The 16,971-nt window shown below is 66.5% G+C and carries 19 protein-coding genes; 14 read left to right on the top strand and 5 right to left on the bottom strand.

Features of this window, described 5'->3' with window-relative positions; all coding sequences use genetic code 11:
* Nucleotides 1-89 precede the first annotated feature (89 nt).
* Together ACZK45_RS18800 and ACZK45_RS18795 are read left to right on the top strand one after the other, a co-directional pair.
* Complete coding sequence (locus ACZK45_RS18800) at nucleotides 90-368, top strand: type II toxin-antitoxin system RelE/ParE family toxin (RefSeq protein WP_080356578.1); 279 nt, start codon at nucleotides 90-92, stop codon at nucleotides 366-368.
* Nucleotides 369-378: 10 nt separating this feature from the next.
* On the top strand, nucleotides 379-678 hold the full coding sequence (locus ACZK45_RS18795) for a HigA family addiction module antitoxin (protein ID WP_049463234.1): 300 nt from the start codon (nucleotides 379-381) through the stop codon (nucleotides 676-678).
* A 40-nt stretch (nucleotides 679-718) separates the two neighbouring features.
* Here the strand turns inward: ACZK45_RS18795 and ACZK45_RS18790 are convergent, their stop codons facing one another.
* Nucleotides 719-1,321 (bottom strand): lipocalin family protein, encoded by a 603-nt coding sequence (locus ACZK45_RS18790; protein ID WP_180838455.1) that lies wholly within the window; start codon nucleotides 1,319-1,321, stop codon nucleotides 719-721.
* Nucleotides 1,322-1,448: 127 nt separating this feature from the next.
* Between ACZK45_RS18790 and ACZK45_RS18785 the strand changes: the two genes are divergently transcribed.
* Together ACZK45_RS18785 and ACZK45_RS18780 are read left to right on the top strand one after the other, a co-directional pair.
* Nucleotides 1,449-1,775: a hypothetical protein gene (locus ACZK45_RS18785; RefSeq protein WP_049399225.1), complete on the top strand. Its 327-nt coding sequence runs from the start codon at nucleotides 1,449-1,451 to the stop codon at nucleotides 1,773-1,775.
* A 69-nt stretch (nucleotides 1,776-1,844) separates the two neighbouring features.
* Nucleotides 1,845-3,941: a prolyl oligopeptidase family serine peptidase gene (locus tag ACZK45_RS18780; protein WP_180838454.1), complete on the top strand. Its 2,097-nt coding sequence runs from the start codon at nucleotides 1,845-1,847 to the stop codon at nucleotides 3,939-3,941.
* A gap of 136 nt (nucleotides 3,942-4,077) precedes the next feature.
* Here the strand turns inward: ACZK45_RS18780 and ACZK45_RS18775 are convergent, their stop codons facing one another.
* The gene (locus tag ACZK45_RS18775) at nucleotides 4,078-5,265 is read right to left on the bottom strand and encodes a pyridoxal phosphate-dependent aminotransferase (protein ID WP_125893421.1); all 1,188 of its coding nucleotides are present in this window, start codon (nucleotides 5,263-5,265) and stop codon (nucleotides 4,078-4,080) included.
* 192 nt (nucleotides 5,266-5,457) lie between these two features.
* Here ACZK45_RS18775 and ACZK45_RS18770 point away from each other — a divergent pair, with 192 nt between their 5' ends.
* From ACZK45_RS18770 to hslU, 9 genes are all read left to right on the top strand, one after another.
* Nucleotides 5,458-7,569 (top strand): S9 family peptidase, encoded by a 2,112-nt coding sequence (locus ACZK45_RS18770; protein ID WP_049399231.1) that lies wholly within the window; start codon nucleotides 5,458-5,460, stop codon nucleotides 7,567-7,569.
* Nucleotides 7,570-7,623: 54 nt separating this feature from the next.
* Nucleotides 7,624-8,049, top strand: coding sequence for a YbaN family protein (locus ACZK45_RS18765; protein ID WP_125893423.1), 426 nt, complete (start codon nucleotides 7,624-7,626; stop codon nucleotides 8,047-8,049).
* A gap of 87 nt (nucleotides 8,050-8,136) precedes the next feature.
* Complete coding sequence (gene lptM / locus ACZK45_RS18760; protein ID WP_180838450.1) at nucleotides 8,137-8,409, top strand: LPS translocon maturation chaperone LptM; 273 nt, start codon at nucleotides 8,137-8,139, stop codon at nucleotides 8,407-8,409.
* Nucleotides 8,402-9,253 (top strand): diaminopimelate epimerase, encoded by an 852-nt coding sequence (gene dapF / locus ACZK45_RS18755; protein ID WP_478445063.1) that lies wholly within the window; start codon nucleotides 8,402-8,404, stop codon nucleotides 9,251-9,253. Before lptM ends, dapF begins: the two co-directional genes overlap by 8 nt.
* Entirely contained in the window at nucleotides 9,250-9,924 is a 675-nt protein-coding gene (locus ACZK45_RS18750; RefSeq protein ID WP_032129013.1) for a DUF484 family protein, read from the top strand. The genes dapF and ACZK45_RS18750 overlap by 4 nt, the downstream gene beginning before the upstream one ends.
* A gap of 13 nt (nucleotides 9,925-9,937) precedes the next feature.
* Nucleotides 9,938-10,828, top strand: coding sequence for a tyrosine recombinase XerC (gene xerC / locus ACZK45_RS18745; RefSeq protein WP_032129012.1), 891 nt, complete (start codon nucleotides 9,938-9,940; stop codon nucleotides 10,826-10,828).
* Between the two features lie 77 nt (nucleotides 10,829-10,905).
* A complete protein-coding gene (locus ACZK45_RS18740) occupies nucleotides 10,906-11,106 on the top strand; it encodes a DUF3079 domain-containing protein (protein WP_010481389.1) in 201 nt (66 codons plus the stop codon).
* Between the two features lie 172 nt (nucleotides 11,107-11,278).
* On the top strand, nucleotides 11,279-11,830 hold the full coding sequence (gene hslV / locus ACZK45_RS18735) for an ATP-dependent protease subunit HslV (protein ID WP_005411093.1): 552 nt from the start codon (nucleotides 11,279-11,281) through the stop codon (nucleotides 11,828-11,830).
* 102 nt (nucleotides 11,831-11,932) lie between these two features.
* Complete coding sequence (gene hslU / locus ACZK45_RS18730; RefSeq protein WP_014038532.1) at nucleotides 11,933-13,306, top strand: ATP-dependent protease ATPase subunit HslU; 1,374 nt, start codon at nucleotides 11,933-11,935, stop codon at nucleotides 13,304-13,306.
* A gap of 54 nt (nucleotides 13,307-13,360) precedes the next feature.
* On the opposite strand, the gene ACZK45_RS18725 is transcribed toward hslU, so the two are convergent.
* From ACZK45_RS18725 to smeT, 3 genes are read right to left on the bottom strand one after another with little or no spacing between them, the layout of a single operon-like run.
* On the bottom strand, nucleotides 13,361-14,353 hold the full coding sequence (locus tag ACZK45_RS18725) for a Gfo/Idh/MocA family protein (protein ID WP_121504353.1): 993 nt from the start codon (nucleotides 14,351-14,353) through the stop codon (nucleotides 13,361-13,363).
* A 35-nt stretch (nucleotides 14,354-14,388) separates the two neighbouring features.
* Complete coding sequence (locus tag ACZK45_RS18720) at nucleotides 14,389-14,898, bottom strand: MepB family protein (protein ID WP_478445062.1); 510 nt, start codon at nucleotides 14,896-14,898, stop codon at nucleotides 14,389-14,391.
* Nucleotides 14,895-15,554: an efflux transporter SmeDEF transcriptional repressor SmeT gene (gene smeT, locus ACZK45_RS18715; protein ID WP_032129009.1), complete on the bottom strand. Its 660-nt coding sequence runs from the start codon at nucleotides 15,552-15,554 to the stop codon at nucleotides 14,895-14,897. The genes ACZK45_RS18720 and smeT overlap by 4 nt, the downstream gene beginning before the upstream one ends.
* A 227-nt stretch (nucleotides 15,555-15,781) precedes the next feature.
* Here smeT and smeD point away from each other — a divergent pair, with 227 nt between their 5' ends.
* Entirely contained in the window at nucleotides 15,782-16,966 is a 1,185-nt protein-coding gene (smeD, locus tag ACZK45_RS18710; RefSeq protein WP_032129008.1) for a multidrug efflux RND transporter periplasmic adaptor subunit SmeD, read from the top strand.
* Nucleotides 16,967-16,971 lie beyond the last annotated feature (5 nt).

Below are 16,971 nucleotides of genomic sequence, written 5' to 3'. Positions count from 1 at the left end.
CACCCATCAGGAATCGATATCGCCAGACTGGGACTGGCAGCACACCCCGTTCCTTGGTATGTTCCGTTCAACGTAATACGTTTTACGGAATGATCCGTTCATTCCGCTGCAAGCAGACCCGTGCCCTGTTTGAAGGAACCTGTCCACGTGCCTGGCTTTCGATCCGGCGGGCTGCCGAGCGCAAGCTGCAGCTGCTCGACTCGGCACAGACGTTGGCATTCCTGCGCAGCCCGCCCGGGAACCGACTCGAGGCGCTGTCAGGTGATCGGAGAGGGCAGTACAGCTTGCGTATCAATGACCAGTGGCGGCTGTGCTTTACCTGGACTGACAACGGTGCCGATGCCGTGGAAATTGTTGACTATCACTGAGGTGCCCGCCATGAAGCGTCCCCACAACGGCATGCGCGCCATCCATCCTGGCGAGATCCTGCGCGAAGAGTTCCTGATGCCTCTGGCGTTGAGCGTGAACGCGCTGGCAAGGGCCTTGGATGTTCCCGCAACACGGCTGCACGCCATCGTGCACGGGGAGCGCAGTATTTCGGCCGATACCGCGGCACGGCTGGCGCGACATTTTGGTGGGGATGCCGCGTCCTGGCTTGCGATGCAGGCGGCCTACGACCTCAAGACATTGCCAACGCGCAGCGAGATCGAGCGACGGGTACAGCCGCGGGCAGCGTGAATTCGGGGCGCACGGACCGAGGTCCGCGGCCACAATCCAGTCAACGCACGTTCGGTACTTCGTAGCCCAGCTTGCCGACCTGCTCCGGGTGCTGCGGCACGCGCTTGAGCTTGTCGGTGTTCACGCCGTACTCGTCACGCAGGCGCTCGGCCAGCTCCTTGTACAGGGCTTTGTCCATGTCCGGCGTACGCGAGAAGATCCAGGCCATTTCGCGGCCCGGGTAGCCGATCAGTGCCCACGAGTAATCCGGCGCTACTTCCAGCACCCTCGAATGCGTAGGCACGACACGGTAGAACCAGGTGCGCCAGCCGTGGTTGCCGCTGTCCGGGTCGACGCTGGCGCGGGCACGCACTTCCTGCAGCGGTTCGCCGAAGCCATCACGGTAGCGGTAGGTAATGCCGACCTTGTGCTCGTCGCGCAGTTCGTAGTTATTGACGCTGGCCACATGGCCGCGCTCGATGAAGTTCGGCACGCGGCCGATCACGTACCAGGTGCCCATGAAGCGCTTCAGGTCGATCGGTGCGTCCAGGGCAGCCGCACCAGGGGCGCTGGTACGGGGCGACGGCGGCTCACTGGCGGCCACGGCGGGGCCGGCCAGGGAAAGGGCCAGCAGCGCGGCGCAGAGCGGGCGGATCGAAGTCATGCGGGAGCGGGCTCCAGTGGGCTTGCACGCGCATGGTCGACTGTGTGCACGCGATCCGTCAATGGTGTCGCAACCTGTGAGAAGGGGGTTGCCCATGCTGTGTTGCATTGTCCACCGGAGAAGCCTCATGAACGCACGTTCCGTCCGCCGCTCTGCAACTGAACGCGTCATTCTCGAGCGTGCCGACCCGCGCCTGCTGCGCAGCGTGCAGCAGCTGGCCCTGGCCGGTATGGCGCTGGTACTGGTCTGGCCGGCCGCGCGCGGCAGCAGTGCCTGGCTGGGCTGGCTGCCGATGTGGCTGGTGGGCATGCCGCTGGTGGCCTGGTGGGCGTTGCTGCGCTTTCCGTTGCCGCGCCTGTCGTGGCTGCGGCTGGCGCGTCGTACCGGTGGACAGGCACGTCGCCGTAGCGGCGGGGCGGCGCGAGGCCGTCGCGGCTCCACCGCCGCGGCCTGACCTTCGACACGGGGGCGGCCGCGGCGATCCATGCTAGCGTTCCACGGCTTATGACTGCCTGGAGCTGCAATGTCTCGACTCGCTTCCGCCTGCCTGCTGGCCGGCATGATGACCGCTGCCTCGGTGGGGACCGCCGTGGCCGCTGAAGACACCGATCGCTACGCCTGGCTCGAAGACGTCACCGGCGACAAGCCGCTGACCTGGGTCAAGGAACAGAACGCCAAGTCCGAGGCGCGCCTGGCGCAGACCCCGGCCTTCAAGCAGATGGAGACCAGCATCCGCGAGGTGCTCGACTCCGATGCCAAGATCCCCGGCGTGCAGAAGATCGGCGACTACTACTACAACTTCTGGAAGGACCAGCAGCACGAGCGCGGCCTGTGGCGGCGCACCACCCTGGCCGAGTACCGCAAGGCCTCGCCGCAGTGGGAAACCGTGCTCGACCTGGATGCGCTGAACAAGGCCGAGGGTGAGAACTGGGTCTGGCATGGCGCCGATTGCCTGCGCCCGGACTACAGCCGCTGCCTGATCGCGCTGTCGCGCGGCGGCGCCGACGCCGACGTCACCCGTGAGTTCGACCTGGCCAACAAGACCTGGATCAAGGACGGCTTCTTCCGTCCCGAGTCCAAGGGCGGCCTCAACTGGGTCGACCGCGACACCGTGTTCGTCTACACCGACTTCGGTGCGGGCTCGATGACCACCTCCGGCTACCCGCGCGTGGCCAAGCTGTGGAAGCGCGGCACGCCGATGACCTCGGCCACCGTGGTGTACGAAGGCAAGCCGGAAGACATGTACATCGCGGCGATGCACGATGACACCCCGGGCTTCGAGCGCAACCTGGTCAGCCGCACGCTGGCGTTCTACAACAACGAGCTCTACCTGCGTGGCGACGATGGCACGCTGACCAAGATCGACGCGCCGAACTCGGCCGAGAAGGGCCTGCACAAACAGTGGCTGACCCTGGAACTGCGCGATCCGTGGACCGTAGGCGGCAAGACCTACGCGTCCGGTTCGCTGCTGGCGACGAAGCTGGACGACTTCCTGGCCGGCAAGCGCGACTTCGAGGTGCTGTTCACCCCGACCGCGACCACCTCGCTGGCCGGCGCCACCTGGACCAAGAGCCACCTGGTGCTGAACGTGCTGGATGACGTCAAGAACCGCCTGTCGGTGCTGACCCCGGGCGCCGATGGCTGGCAGACCAGCCGCTTCGTCGGCGCGCCGGCCTTTGGCACGCTGGCGGTGGGCGCAGTGGACAGCAACGACAGCGATGCGGTGTGGCTGACCGCCACCGACTACCTGACCCCGACCACGCTGGCTCTGGCCGAGATCGGCCAGGCGCCGGAAACGTTGAAGACCATGCCGGCCTTCTTCGATGCCAAGGGCAAGGTGATCGAGCAGCACTTCGCCACCAGCAAGGACGGCACCCGCGTGCCGTACTTCGTGGTGCACGACAAGGCGATGAAGCTGGACGGCTCCAACCCGACCCTGCTGTACGGCTATGGTGGCTTCGAGATCTCGCTGACCCCGAATTACTCCGGTGGCATGGGCCGCGCCTGGCTGGAGAAGGGCGGTGTGTACGTGGTCGCCAACATCCGTGGTGGTGGCGAGTACGGCCCGCGCTGGCACCAGGCAGCGCTGAAGCAGAACCGTCACAAGGCCTATGAAGACATGGCTGCGGTGGCGCGCGATCTGGTCAAGCGCAAGATCACCAGCGCCAAGCACCTGGGCGTGCAGGGTGGCAGCAACGGTGGCCTGTTGACCGGCAACATGCTGACCCAGTACCCGGAGCTGTTCGGTGCAGTGGTGGTGCAGGTGCCGCTGCTGGACATGAAGCGCTACAGCCACCTGTTGGCCGGTGCCTCGTGGATGGCCGAATACGGCAACCCGGACACCAGCGACTGGGAGTTCATCAAGACCTTCTCGCCGTACCACCTGTTCGACGCGAAGAAGAAGTACCCGCCGGTGCTGTTCACTACCTCCACCCGCGATGACCGCGTGCACCCGGGCCATGCCCGCAAGATGGCGGCGAAGATGATCGACGCCGGCAAGGACGTGACCTACTACGAGAACATCGAAGGTGGCCACGGCGGCGCAGCCAACAACGCGCAGGCCGCACACATGTCGGCGCTGGCCTACAGCTTCCTGTGGGAGCGGTTGGGCGGTAAATAAGCAGAACGGAAAACGCCGCCCCAGGGCGGCGTTTTTCGTTGGGTTCACGTATCCACGCATGGCGTGGATCTACCTACGTATCGTGCGCTGGGTCAGTAGATCCACGCCATGCGTGGATGCCGTTCGCGCAGATCGATCAGGCGCCCCAGCTCTTCAACCCGCGTGCAATCCGCGCCACCGCCTCCTGCAGCCGCGGCACTTCCTGGGTATAGGCCAGGCGCACATGCTGGTTGGCGCGATGGAAACCGAAATCCAGGCCCGGGGTGAACGCCACGTGTTCGGTTTCCAGGAAGTGCGCACAGAACGCCTGCGCGTCATCGGTGAACGCGCTGACGTCGGCGTACAGGTAGAACGCACCCTGCGGTTCCACTTCGATGCGGAAACCAAGCTCGCGCAGCGCCGGCAGCAGATAGTCGCGACGCTGGCGGAACGCCTCGCGGCGCTGTTCGAAGATCGACATCGATTCCTCGCTGAAGCAGGCCAGTGCGGCATGCTGGGCGATGCTCGACGCGCTGATGTACAGGTTCTGTGCCAGCTTCTCCAGGTCCGGCACCGCCGCCGGCGGCGCCACCAGCCAACCCAGCCGCCAGCCGGTCATGCCGAAATATTTGGAGAAGCTGTTCAGCACGAACGCGCTGTCATCCACCTGCAGGACGCTGGGTGCATCCAGGCCGTAGGTCAGGCCGTGGTAGATCTCGTCCACCACCAGATGGCCGCCACGCGCGTGCAGGGCCTGCGACAGTGCCGCCAGTTCGTCGGCGGACAGCACGGTGCCGGTCGGATTGGCGGGGGAGGCCACCAGTGCGCCGACGCTGTCGGCATTCCAGTGCTGTTCCACCAGCGACGGCGTGAGCTGGTAGGCGGTGTCCGGGCCGACCGGAACCAGCTGTGCACCGCCTTCCACCAGGCGCAGGAAATGACGGTTGCAGGGATATCCGGGGTCGGCCAGCAGCCAGTGGCGGCCCGGATCGACCAGCAGGCTGCTGGCCAGCAGCAGCGCACCGGAGCCGCCGGGAGTGACCAGGATGCGTTCGGGATCGATATCCAGCCCGTAATGGCTGCGATAGAAACCACTGATCGCCTGGCGCAGGGCCGGCAGGCCACGTGCGGCGGTGTAGCGGGTATGGCCGGCGGCCAATGCGGCCTGGCCGGCACGCACGACCGGTTCGGCCGTGGTGAAGTCCGGTTCGCCGATTTCCAGGTGGATCACATCGTGGCCCGCCTGTTCCAGCGCCTGCGCGCGGGCCAGCAGGGACATCACGTGGAACGGAGCGATTTCATGGCTGCGCCGGCTGTAGCCCGGCGTGTGGGGCAGGGTACTCATGTGCCCATGGTACGCCGCGCGTCCTGGTCGTGCCGGCCGCTGGCCGGCAACCACCCGCCTCTGTTTATCCAAAGGTTGCCGGCCAGCGGCAAGCACGACCCATGACGATCCGCAGGGTTGCCCGCAACCCTCCTGCAACCCAGACTCGAGCACAAGGACGCCATTGCATTGCGGCTCAAGGAGCCTTATCTCATGAAATCCACCCTCTGCCTGTTGCTTGCCAGCCTGATGACCACCACTGCCACCGCCGCCACGCCGCCCGTTCCGCCGGATGCCGCCAAGCATCCGCATGTGGTCAAGGCGCCGTTCGGCGCGACCCGCAACGACGACTATTACTGGCTGCGCGACGACAAGCGCGAGAACAAGGACATGCTGGCCTACCTGCAGGCCGAGAATGCCTACGCCGACCAGTTGCTGGCGCCGCTGAAGCCGCTGGAAGACACCCTGTACAAGGAGATCGTCGGCCGCATCAAGCAGGACGATTCCAGTGTGCCGGCGCGCGAGCGCGGCTACTGGTACTACAGCCGCTTCGAGACCGGCCAGGACTACCCGATCCACGCACGCCGCAAGGGCGGCATGGATGCCGCCGAGGAAATCCTGCTGGACGTCAACACGATGGCCGCCGGCAAGGGCTACTTCAGCGTCGGCTCGATGGAAGTCAGCCAGGACAACCAGCTGCTGGCCTGGGCCGATGACGATGTCGGTCGCCGCCAGTACACCATCCGCTTCAAGGACCTGGCCACCGGCAAGGTGCTGCCCGATGTGATCACCGGCAGCTCCGGCGACCTGGTCTGGGCCGACGACAACCGCACCGTGCTGTATGTCGAGAACGATCCGGAAACGCTGCTGACCGTACGCGTGAAGAAGCACGTGCTGGGCACCCCGGCCAGTGCCGACACCGTCGTCTACGAAGAGAAGGACGACAGCTTCTACATGGGCATCGGCCGCACCCGCGACGATCGCTTCATCACCATCGGTGTGCACAGCACCGTGTCCTCGGAAGAGCGCTACGCGCCGGCCAGCGACCCGACCACGTTCACCGTACTGGCGCCGCGCCAGCGCGATGTGGAGTACGACGCTGACCACTACGACGGCCGCTGGGTGATCCGCACCAACGACGGTGCGAAGAACTTCAAGCTGGTCACCGCACCGACCGATGCGACCTCGCGCGCACAGTGGAAGGACTGGATCGCGCATGACGATGCGGTGTTCATCGAAGGCTTCGAGCTGTTCGATGCGTACACCGCCATCGCCGAACGTTCCGAGGGCCTGGAACGCATCCGCCTGCTGTTCAAGGATGGCCGCAGCGACTACGTGAAGGCCGATGAGCCGGCGTACTCGATGGGCCTGGGCGACAACACCGAGGCCGATACGCCGTGGCTGCGCTACGTCTACACCTCGATGACCACCCCGACCACCGTGTTCGAGCTGAACACCGCCACCGGCGAGCGCCGCCAGCTGAAGGTGCAACCGGTGATCGGCTATGACGCGTCGAAGTACGAAACCGATCGTGTCTGGATCACCGCGCGCGATGGCGTGAAGGTGCCGGTGTCGCTGGTCTACCGCAAGGGCTACCAGAAGGATGGCAAGGGCGCGCTGTTCCAGTACGCCTATGGCAGCTACGGCATGTCGATGGATCCGTACTTCAACCAGACCGCGGTGAGCCTGCTCGATCGTGGCGTGGTGTATGCCATCGCCCATATCCGTGGCGGCCAGGAGATGGGCCGCGACTGGTACGAGAACGGCAAACTGCTGCACAAGCAGAACACCTTCAACGACTTCATCGACGTCACCCGCGGCCTGGTGGCGCAGGGCTGGGCGGCGAAGGATCGCGTCGCCGCGTCCGGCGGCAGCGCCGGTGGCCTGCTGATGGGCGCCGTGGCCAACCAGGCGCCGCAGGACTACCGGGTGATGGTGGCGCAGGTACCGTTCGTCGACGTGGTCACCACCATGCTCGACCCGACCATTCCGCTGACCACCAACGAATACGACGAGTGGGGCAACCCCGAGCAGAAGCAGTATTACGACTACATGCTGTCCTACTCGCCCTACGACAACGTGAAGCAGCAGGCGTACCCGGCGCTGTTCGTGGGCACCGGCCTGTGGGATTCGCAGGTGCAGTACTGGGAGCCGGCCAAGTGGGTGGCCAAGCTGCGTGACGACAACACCGGCCATTACCCGATCCTGTTCCGCACCAACATGGAAGCCGGCCACGGCGGCAAGTCGGGGCGCTTCCAGCGCTACCGTGAACTGTCCGAGTCGTACGCGTTCGTGCTGCAGCAGCTGGGCATCGCCCAGCCGTAATGGTGCAGGGGTGCCGGGCGTTGCCTGGCATCCCGAACCGGTATCCTTGCGGCCATGAGCCAGCCCGACCCCTCCGCATCCCGCGATGCTGCCACGCCACCGCGCGTGGTGCGTTTCCGCTGGGCGTGGTGGCTGCTGGCCTACGTCAGCCTGGGCACCGGTATCGTCGGCATCTTCGTGCCGGGCCTTCCCACCACCGTATTCATCCTGATCTCGGCCTGGGCTGCCTCGCGTGGTTCCGAGCGCCTGCACACCTGGCTGCTGCAGCACCCGCGCTTCGGCCCGGCCATCGCCAACTGGCAGGCACACGGGGCGGTCAGCCGCTACGGCAAGTGGATGGCCACGATCACCATGGCAGTGTGCGCCGGCATCATGCTGTGGTGCGTGCCGATCGCCTGGGTGAAGTGGTTCTCGATCGGCAGCATGACCGTGGTGGCGATCTGGCTGTGGACCCGGCCGCTGCCGCCGCCTGCAGATTGAACGCCTGCCCTGGCGGTGCCTTGCCGGCTGCTAAGCAACCCGATCCCCTGCACCAACCGCTCAGCCGCCAATGGCTATACTCGGGGCATGAAGATCCCCCATCGAAACGCCATCCTGATTCCGCTGGCAGCGGCCTCGCTGCTGCTCCTCGCCGCCTGCGGCAACAAGGGCCCGCTGGTACTGCCGCAGAAGCCGGTGCCGGTGGAAGAAACCGTCGAACCGGTTGCCGAGCCCGCTACCGAAGCGACCCCGGCGGAGACCCAGGGCAGCGCCACGCCGGCCACGACCGTGGACCCGGCTGCACCGACCCCACAACCGGCGCCTGCACCTGCGAAGAAGGTGGGCGGCGGGAATGAGTAAGGCCGGTTCCAAGGCGCTGCGCTTCAGCAAGATGCATGGCGCGGGCAATGATTTCGTAGTGATCGACCTGCGTGACGGCACTGCGCCGCCCACGCCTGAACTGGCCGCGCGCCTGGCCGACCGCCACACCGGCGTCGGCTGCGACCAGATCCTGACCATCGAAGCGCCGCGCGCGGAAGGCTCGGTGGCGTCGTACCGCATCTGGAATGCCGACGGTTCCAACTCCGAGCAGTGCGGCAACGGCGCGCGCTGCATCGCGGCCTGGCTGGTGCGTGAGGGCAGTGCGCAGGGGGATCAGTTCGTCATCGACAGCCCGCTGGCCAGTCATGGGGTGAAGGCCCTGGGCGATGGCCAGTTCGCGGTGACCATGGGCGTGCCTGCGTTCGAGCCGGTCAACGTGCCGCTGGTGGGCTTCGCCCATGCACGCGAGGAGTACCTGCTGCCGTTGCAGGGCGAGAGCATACGCTTCGCCGCGGTGTCGATGGGCAATCCACATGCGGTGATCGAAGTGGGCCTGATCGATGCAGCACCGGTCGAGCGCGTCGGTTCGCTGCTGCAGCAGCATGCCTCGTTCCCGCGCTCGGTGAACGTGGGTTTTGCCCAGGTGATGGGCCCGGCGCATGCACGTCTGCGTGTGAATGAACGTGGCGTCGGCGAAACCCTGGCCTGCGGCAGCGGCGCCTGCGCCGCTGCGGTGACCCTGATGCAGCGTGGCCGCCTGCAGCGCGATGCGCGCATCAGCCTGCCCGGGGGTGACCTGCGCATCCAGTGGCCGGGCGATGGCCAGCCGGTGGTGATGGCCGGCCCGACCGCATTCGTCTTCGAAGGGGAGTGGATGGCATGACCGAAACCGTCGACAAGCTCGGGGCCCATGAAGTCGCTGCGTGGTTGCGGCGACATCCCGGCTTCCTCAAGCAGTTCCCGGACCTGGCCCTGACCCTGGTGGTGCCACGCGACGACGGCCCGACCGCGTCGCTGGCCAGCTACCAGCTGGAAGTGCTGCGCGAGAAGAACCGCGAGCTGGCACGACGGTTGGCCGATCTGGGTGCCACCGCCCAGGTCAATGAACGCCTGGCAGTGCGCACGCATCAGCTGACCCTGGCGCTGATGAAGCAGGACAACGCCGCCGACACCCTGCGTGCGATGGCTGCCTCGCTGCAGGAAGATTTCGCCGGCGACCTGGTGCGATTGGTGGTGCACACACCGGTGGCCGGGCTGGAACAGGCCGACTGGCTGCAGGTGATCGCCGCCGATGATGCGCAGCTGGGCCCGTTCCGCGACTGCCTGAAGGACGGCGAGCCGATCTGCGGGCGCCTGCAGCCGGAAAAGAATGCCGTCCTGTACGGCGTGCGCAGCGAAGAAGTGCAGACCACCGCGCTGTTGCCGTTGCCGGGCGTGGGCCTGATTGCTGTGGGCAGCCACGACCCGAACCGCTTCTACCCGGGCATGGGCACGCTGTTCCTGCGCATGATGGGCGATGCGTTGGCCACCGGCCTGAAGCGCTTCCCGGGCTGAGCAGGATACGACGATGAGCGCGGTACAGGCCTTCCTGCAGCATCTGCAGGTAGAGCGGCGGATGTCGGCGCATACGCTCGATGCCTACCGCCGTGACCTGGACGCGTTGTCGGTCTGGGCCGAGCCGCGCGGTGTTGCGGTGGACGCACTCGATGCCGAGGCGCTGCGTCAGTTCGTCGCCGATGAGCATCGCCGAGGCCTGTCGGCCAAGAGCCTGCAACGCCGCTTGTCGGCGTGCCGCAGCTTCTACGCCTGGCTGTTGAAGCATGGACGCATCGAGGTCAGCCCGGCGGCGACGCTGAAGGCGCCACGCGCACCGCGCCGGTTGCCGCAGGTGCTCGATGCCGACGAAGCCGTGCAGCTGGTCGAGCTGGAACCGGAAGGTGAACTCGGCCGCCGTGACCGCGCGCTGCTGGAACTGTTCTATTCCTCTGGCCTGCGCCTGAGCGAAGTCTGCGCGCTGACCTGGCGCGACCTGGATTTCGACAGCGGCCTGGTCAACGTGCTGGGCAAGGGCAATCGCCAGCGTCGCGTGCCGTTCGGCCGGCCGGCGCGCGAAGCGCTGCAGGCGTGGCGTGCGGAAAGTGGCGGCGGCCCGGCCTCGCCGGTGTTTCCCGGTCGCAACGGGCCGATCAGCCAGCGTGCGGTGCAGATCCGCATCCGCCAGCTGGCGCAGCGCCAGGGCCTGTTCAAGCACGTGCACCCGCACATGCTGCGGCACAGTTTCGCCAGCCACATCCTGGAATCGTCCGGTGACCTGCGTGGCGTGCAGGAACTGCTTGGCCATGCCGACATCGCCACCACGCAGATCTACACCCACCTCGATTTCCAGCACCTGGCCAAGGTCTACGACGCCGCGCATCCACGTGCGAAGCGCCGCAGCAAGGACGACAAGGCTGAATAGACCGCCCTTGATCTGGATCAGGGCAGGGCGGCCGCTACCGGCGCATTGTGGCCGCAGGCCACGAGGACACCGCCACCATGGCGAAGCCCATTCCGCTGCATCCCAGGCACCCCGAACGCATCTGCTGGGGCTGCGATCGCTACTGCGCGGCTGACGCGCTGGCCTGCGGCAATGGCTCCGGCCGCACCCAGCACCCGATCGAGACGCAGGGTGAGGACTGGTACATCGCCTGGGGCATCGAGCCGAATCCGGATCGGCCTTCGCAGGCCAAGCGCTGAACGGCAGGCGTTCCACGTTCGGGCGGCGGGGTCCGCGCGCATTGCGATGCGCTCGTTAAAAGGGCGCCCTCTTCCCATGGGGCGCCGCCAAGCGCTGAACGGCAGCCATCCGCACAGGCTTGATCGCACCCGGCGCTGTCCCCATGTCCCGGGAACAGCTATCGGAGGCCGCATGGACCCCAGTCAGAATCCCAACGTTTTCCACGCCACCACCATCGTCTGCGTCCGTCGCGGCGAGCACGTGGCCATTGCCGGCGACGGCCAGGTCACGCTGGGCCACACCGTGATGAAGGGCAATGCGCGCAAGGTGCGCCGCCTCGGCCGAGACGGCCAGGTGCTGGCCGGCTTCGCCGGTGCCGCCGCCGATGCCTTCACCCTGTTCGAGCTGTTCGAGGCCAAGCTGGAAAAGCACGGCCAGCTGCAGCGCGCTGCGGTCGAACTGGCCAAGGATTGGCGCACCGAGCGCCGCCTCGGCAAGCTCGAGGCCCTGCTGGCAGTGGCCGACAAGGAAACCTCGCTGATCATCAGCGGCACCGGTGATGTGATCGAGCCGGAGGACGGCATCATCGCCATCGGTTCCGGTGGTTCCTATGCACTGTCGGCCGCGCGCGCGCTGATGGCGCACACCGAACTGGATGCGCGCACCATTGCCAGCGAAGCGATCGGCATTGCCGGCGACATCTGCATCTACACCAACCGCAACGTGGTGGTCGAGGAGCTGTGAGGGTCGTGCCGGCCGTTGGCCGGCAACCTCATGATCCCCGCACGCGTGCCTGGTTGCCGGCCAGCGGCCGGCACTACCGACAATGAATCCGTGAGCACATCCATGTCGAAGATCGAAGTTTCCTCCGCCACCATGACCCCGCGCGAGATCGTGCAGGAACTGGACCGGCATATCGTGGGCCAGCACGACGCCAAGCGCGCCGTGGCCATTGCCCTGCGCAACCGCTGGCGCCGCATGCAGCTGGTGCCCGAGCTGCGCAATGAAGTGATGCCGAAGAACATCCTGATGATCGGCCCGACCGGCGTCGGCAAGACCGAGATCGCACGCCGCCTGGCCACGCTGGCCAACGCGCCGTTCGTGAAGGTTGAAGCCACCCGCTTCACCGAAGTCGGCTACGTCGGCAAGGACGTCGAGCAGATCATCCGCGACCTGGCCGATACCGCGGTCAAGCTGTACCGCGAACAGGCCAAGGTGCGCGTGCGTACCCAGGCCGAAGAACGCGCCGAAGACCGCATCCTCGATGCGCTGCTGCCGCGCCGAAGCGGTGGCATCGGCTTCGATCCGGAAGTCGCCCGCAACGAACCGTCGGCGCAGGACAACGAGACCCGCATCAAGTTCCGCAAGATGCTGCGCAACGGTGAGCTGGACGAGCGCGAGATCGAGCTCGACCTGGCTGCCAACGTCAGCATGGACATCATGACCCCGCCGGGCATGGAGGAAATGGGCCAGCAGCTGAAGTCGATGTTCGCCAACCTCGGCGGCGGCGCCAAGGCGCACAAGCGCACGCTGACCATCAAGGCCGCGCGTCCGCTGCTGATCGAGGAAGAAGCCGGCAAGCTGGTCAACGAGGACGACATCCGCACTGCCGCGATCGAGGCCTGCGAGCAGCACGGCATCGTCTTCATCGACGAGATCGACAAGGTCGCCAAGCGTGGTGACAACGTGGGTGGTGGCGACGTGTCGCGCGAAGGCGTGCAGCGCGACCTGCTGCCGCTGGTGGAAGGCTCCAACGTGTCGACCAAGTACGGCACGATCAAGACCGACCACATCCTGTTCATTGCTTCGGGCGCGTTCCATCTGGCCAAGCCCAGCGACCTGATTCCGGAGCTGCAGGGCCGCTTCCCGATCCGCGTGGAGCTGGGTGCGCTGAGCAAGGGCGATTTCGTGCGCATCCTGACCGAGCCGAAGGCCGCGCTGACCAAACAGTACGAAGCGCTGCTGGCCACCGAAGGCGTCAAGGTCAGCTTCACTGCCGACGCCATCGATCGTCTGGCCGAGATCGCCTTCCAGGTGAACGAGCGCCAGGAGAACATCGGTGCCCGTCGCCTGCACACCGTACTGGAGCGCCTGTTGGATTCGCTCAGCTACGAGGCACCGGACCGCGACGGCGAAACCCTGGCCATCGACAGCGCTTACGTCGATGCGCACCTGGGTGAGCTGGTGCAGGACCCGGACCTGAGCCGCTACATCCTGTAATGCCCGACGCTGCAAAGCATGAGGCCGCCGAAAGGCGGCCTTCTGCTTTGGCAGTCAGCGCGAGTGCCGTGTGCGGTAGGCCTGCAGCACCTGGTCGATCACCGCGCTGGTGCGGGCGGCGCTGATGCCGTTCGATGGCGAGTGGCCGTTGCCGCGCAGCTCATCCACCAGAGTGGCGATCAACGGCTGCTGGATCGACGGCGGGTTCGGGATGTCGAACGCCTGCACGCCGGCCTCGGTCTCCAGAACCACCGGGACGTCCTCGAAGGTGGCAAAGCGCAGTTGTCCGCGATCGCCGGTGATTTCGATTTCATCCTGGCGGCGGAACGCGCAGAAACTCCATTGCGCGATGCCGTGCGCCCCCGTCCCGGTGCGGAAGCACATCGAAACGCTGTCCTCGGCGGCGTAGGCGCCGGTCAACGAGCTGGCCAGGCCACGCACATCGCTCAGCGGCCCCAGCAGATGATCCAGCAGGTCCAGGGTGTGCGAGCCCAGATCGACGAACAGGCCGCCGCCGGCGATCGCCGGGTTGGTCCGCCAGAAGTCCGGCGATGCAGCGTTCGCCGAATGCGGCCGGTGCAGGGTGGCGCGCACGCTGCGCGGCGTGCCGATCGTGCCGCTGTCCAGCAGCTGCTTCACCTGCGCGAAGCGGGGCAGGGCGCGGCGGTAGTAGGCCACGAACACCGGCACGCCGCTGCGCGCGCTGGCCTCCAGCACGCGTTCGCATTCCGCGTGATCCATGGCCATCGGCTTTTCGATGTAGACCGGCTTGCCCGCGGCAATCGCCTGCAACGCGTAGTGCATGTGCGTGGAGGGCGGCGTCGCAACGTAGATCGCGTTCACTTCCGGGTCGGCGATGAGTGCATCGGCGTCCGCGTACCAGCGGGGAATCGCATGGCGCCGCGCATAATCCTCGGCCAACGCCGCATTGCGGCGCATGACCGCCGCCACCCGTGAGCCCGGCGTGTTGGCCAGGGCCGGCCCGCTCTTCTTCTCGGTGACGCTGCCACAGCCGATGAAGCCCCACACCACGTTGTCCAGGATCATCACGATGCGTCCAGAAAAGGGAAGGTCCGCCGGGTTCAACCCAACAGTGAGCGTAATCGATCACCGGCGGAGGCGGAGACATCGGCGCCGGTGGGCAGGAAGCAACGAAGCTGCCACTGCCGGGTCCGGATCGCGTCCTTTGCGGTCGGCGTGCTCCACGGCGGATAGACACGGAGGGCGCGCTTTCCGCCCTCGCCATCGCGCGACATCACGCCGCGCTCGATCAGCAGGTCACGACTGAAGATGAACTGCCCGCGCTGTGTTCCGTCGAAGACCGCGATCACCACGAAGTGCACAGCATCGGCTGCATCCAATGGAGCGATATCAGAACCGGCGGCGGGGCGCTTCCACAGGGTTACGAACTGGCCGGTCTTGGTGGGGGTGATCTTCGCGACGCGGAACACGATGCTGTGACCCTCAAGGGTAAAGCGGCAGGCACCGTACTCTGCGCTTTCCGCTTCCGCCACGATCGGTCCGGTCAACTGCAGCCCTGCGGGCAGGTAGAGATCGTGCAGTGCCGCAGTGGCGGCAGCAATGCCGCTCATGCTTCGGGCAGCGGCTCGGGCACCGTTCCGGGCACGAACACGCCTTCTTTCACGTAGGCGGCCAGGGTCATGTCCAGCGCAAGCATGCCGTCGCGCTTGAGGTCCATCAGTTCCGGTTCGACCATCGCGCCATGCAGTACGCCCAGCACAGTGGCGTGCAGCATGCGCGCGGCGATCTTCGGGTCCGCGCCTTCGCGCAGCTGGCCCAGGTCCTGGGCCCGGCGCAGGGCGCGCTCCATCCGGTCCAGCGCATCGCGGAAGCCGGCCTGCTGCATTTCGGTCAGCACCTTGGTATCGGCCGAGGCGTCGCTGCGCAGCATGATCTCCATGGTCTTGCGCAGGCGTTCGTCCTCGGACAGCTCGATGAACGAGTGGATCATCACTGCGCGCAGGTCGTGCACCGGTGTGTCGCGCTGGTCGGTGGAGGTGCGCTCCAGTTCCTGCATGAAGGGCAGGTGCACCCGTTCGACGATCGCGGCCAGCACCTCGCTCTTGTTCTTGAAGTGCCAGTACACCGCGCCACGGGTATAGCCGGCGCGGGCACCGATCATCTCCAGCGTGGTACGGGCCACGCCGTGTTCATGGAAGCAGGCTTCGGCGGCGTCAAGGATGCCTTCCCGGGTTGCCTGGGTGTCCTCTTTGGTCTTGCGGGCCATGGGTGTGGGTACGAGTGCGGGTGAAACGTGGCTGAATTGTACCGGTTTACAAACAAACAAGCATGTATGTATATTTCGCACCCATCATTCCCGTCGTGTGCGTGGCAGGCCCGTCCGGCTCCCACTCCGCCCGGGTGGGCGCTGTTCGCACGGTCTTCACCTTCGCTGGTGGAGGGTCCGCCGTATCAGCGCTGGCTGAGACCCTTTCCTTCAAGAGCCTTTCCGTCATGTTGCTGAGCCGAATCCGACCCTTTGCACTGTCGCTGGCAATCGCCGCGACAGTGGCTGCCTGCGGCGGCCAACCCCAGGCCCCCGAACAGGGCCCGGGTGACGTCACCGTGGTCACGCTGAAGTCCGAGACCGTGGGCCTGACCCGCGAGCTGCCGGGCCGTACCAACGCCTTCCTGGTCGCCGAAGTGCGTCCGCAGGTCAACGGCATCGTCGCCAAGCGCCTGTTCACCGAGGGCGGCATGGTCAAGGCCGGCGAGCCGCTGTACCAGATCGAGGACGCCAGCTACCGCGCACAGGCCAACAGTGCCCGTGCCCAGCTGGCGCGTGCCGAGGCCACCGCCAACGCCGCGCGCCTGAGTGCCAAGCGCATCACCGAGCTGGCCAAGGTTGATGCGGTCAGCCAGCAGGACCTGGAAAACGCGGTGGCCGCGCAGAAGCAGGCCGAGGCTGACGTCGGCGCCGCCAAGGCCTCGCTGGATGCGGCCAACGTCACTCTGGGCTACGCCCGCATCACCGCGCCGATCAGCGGCCGCATCGGCAAGTCCAGCGTCACCCAGGGTGCGCTGGTCAGCGCCGGCCAGGCCAATGCGCTGGCCACCGTGCAGCAGCTGGACCCGATCTATGTGGACCTGACCCAGTCCTCGGCCGAGCTGCTGCAGCTGCGCCGTGAGCTGGCCGCGGGCCGCCTGCAGGACAACCAGACGCTGCCGGTCAGCATCCTGATGGAAGATGGCAGCACCTTCGAGCACAAGGGCACGCTGGAGTTCTCCGAAGTCAGCGTCGACCCGGCCACTGGCAGCTTCGGCCTGCGCGTGAAGGTGGACAATCCGGACGGCCTGCTGATGCCGGGCACGTACGTGCGCGCGGTGATCGGCGGCGGTGTGCGCAGCGATGCAGTGCTGGTGCCGATGGCCGGCATCGCCCGCGATCCGAAGGGTGACACCTCCGCGATGGTGGTCGACAAGGACAACAAGGTCGAAGTGCGCCCGGTCAAGGTCAGCCGCACGGTCGGCGACAAGTGGCTGGTCGAGGACGGTCTGAAGGCCGGCGACAAGGTCATTGTCGAAGGCCTGCAGAAGATCGGCCCCGGCATGCCGGTCAAGGCCACCGAGAAGGGCGCCGCTCCGGCCAAGCCGGCAGCGGCCGCCCAGCCTGCCGCTCCGGCCGGCGACGCGAAGTAAGCGGA

The organism is Stenotrophomonas sp. 63632_Sma (assembly GCF_056482875.1).
The sequence above is the reverse complement of the archived record's forward strand: the minus strand, read 5'-3'. Positions and strand labels throughout refer to the sequence as shown.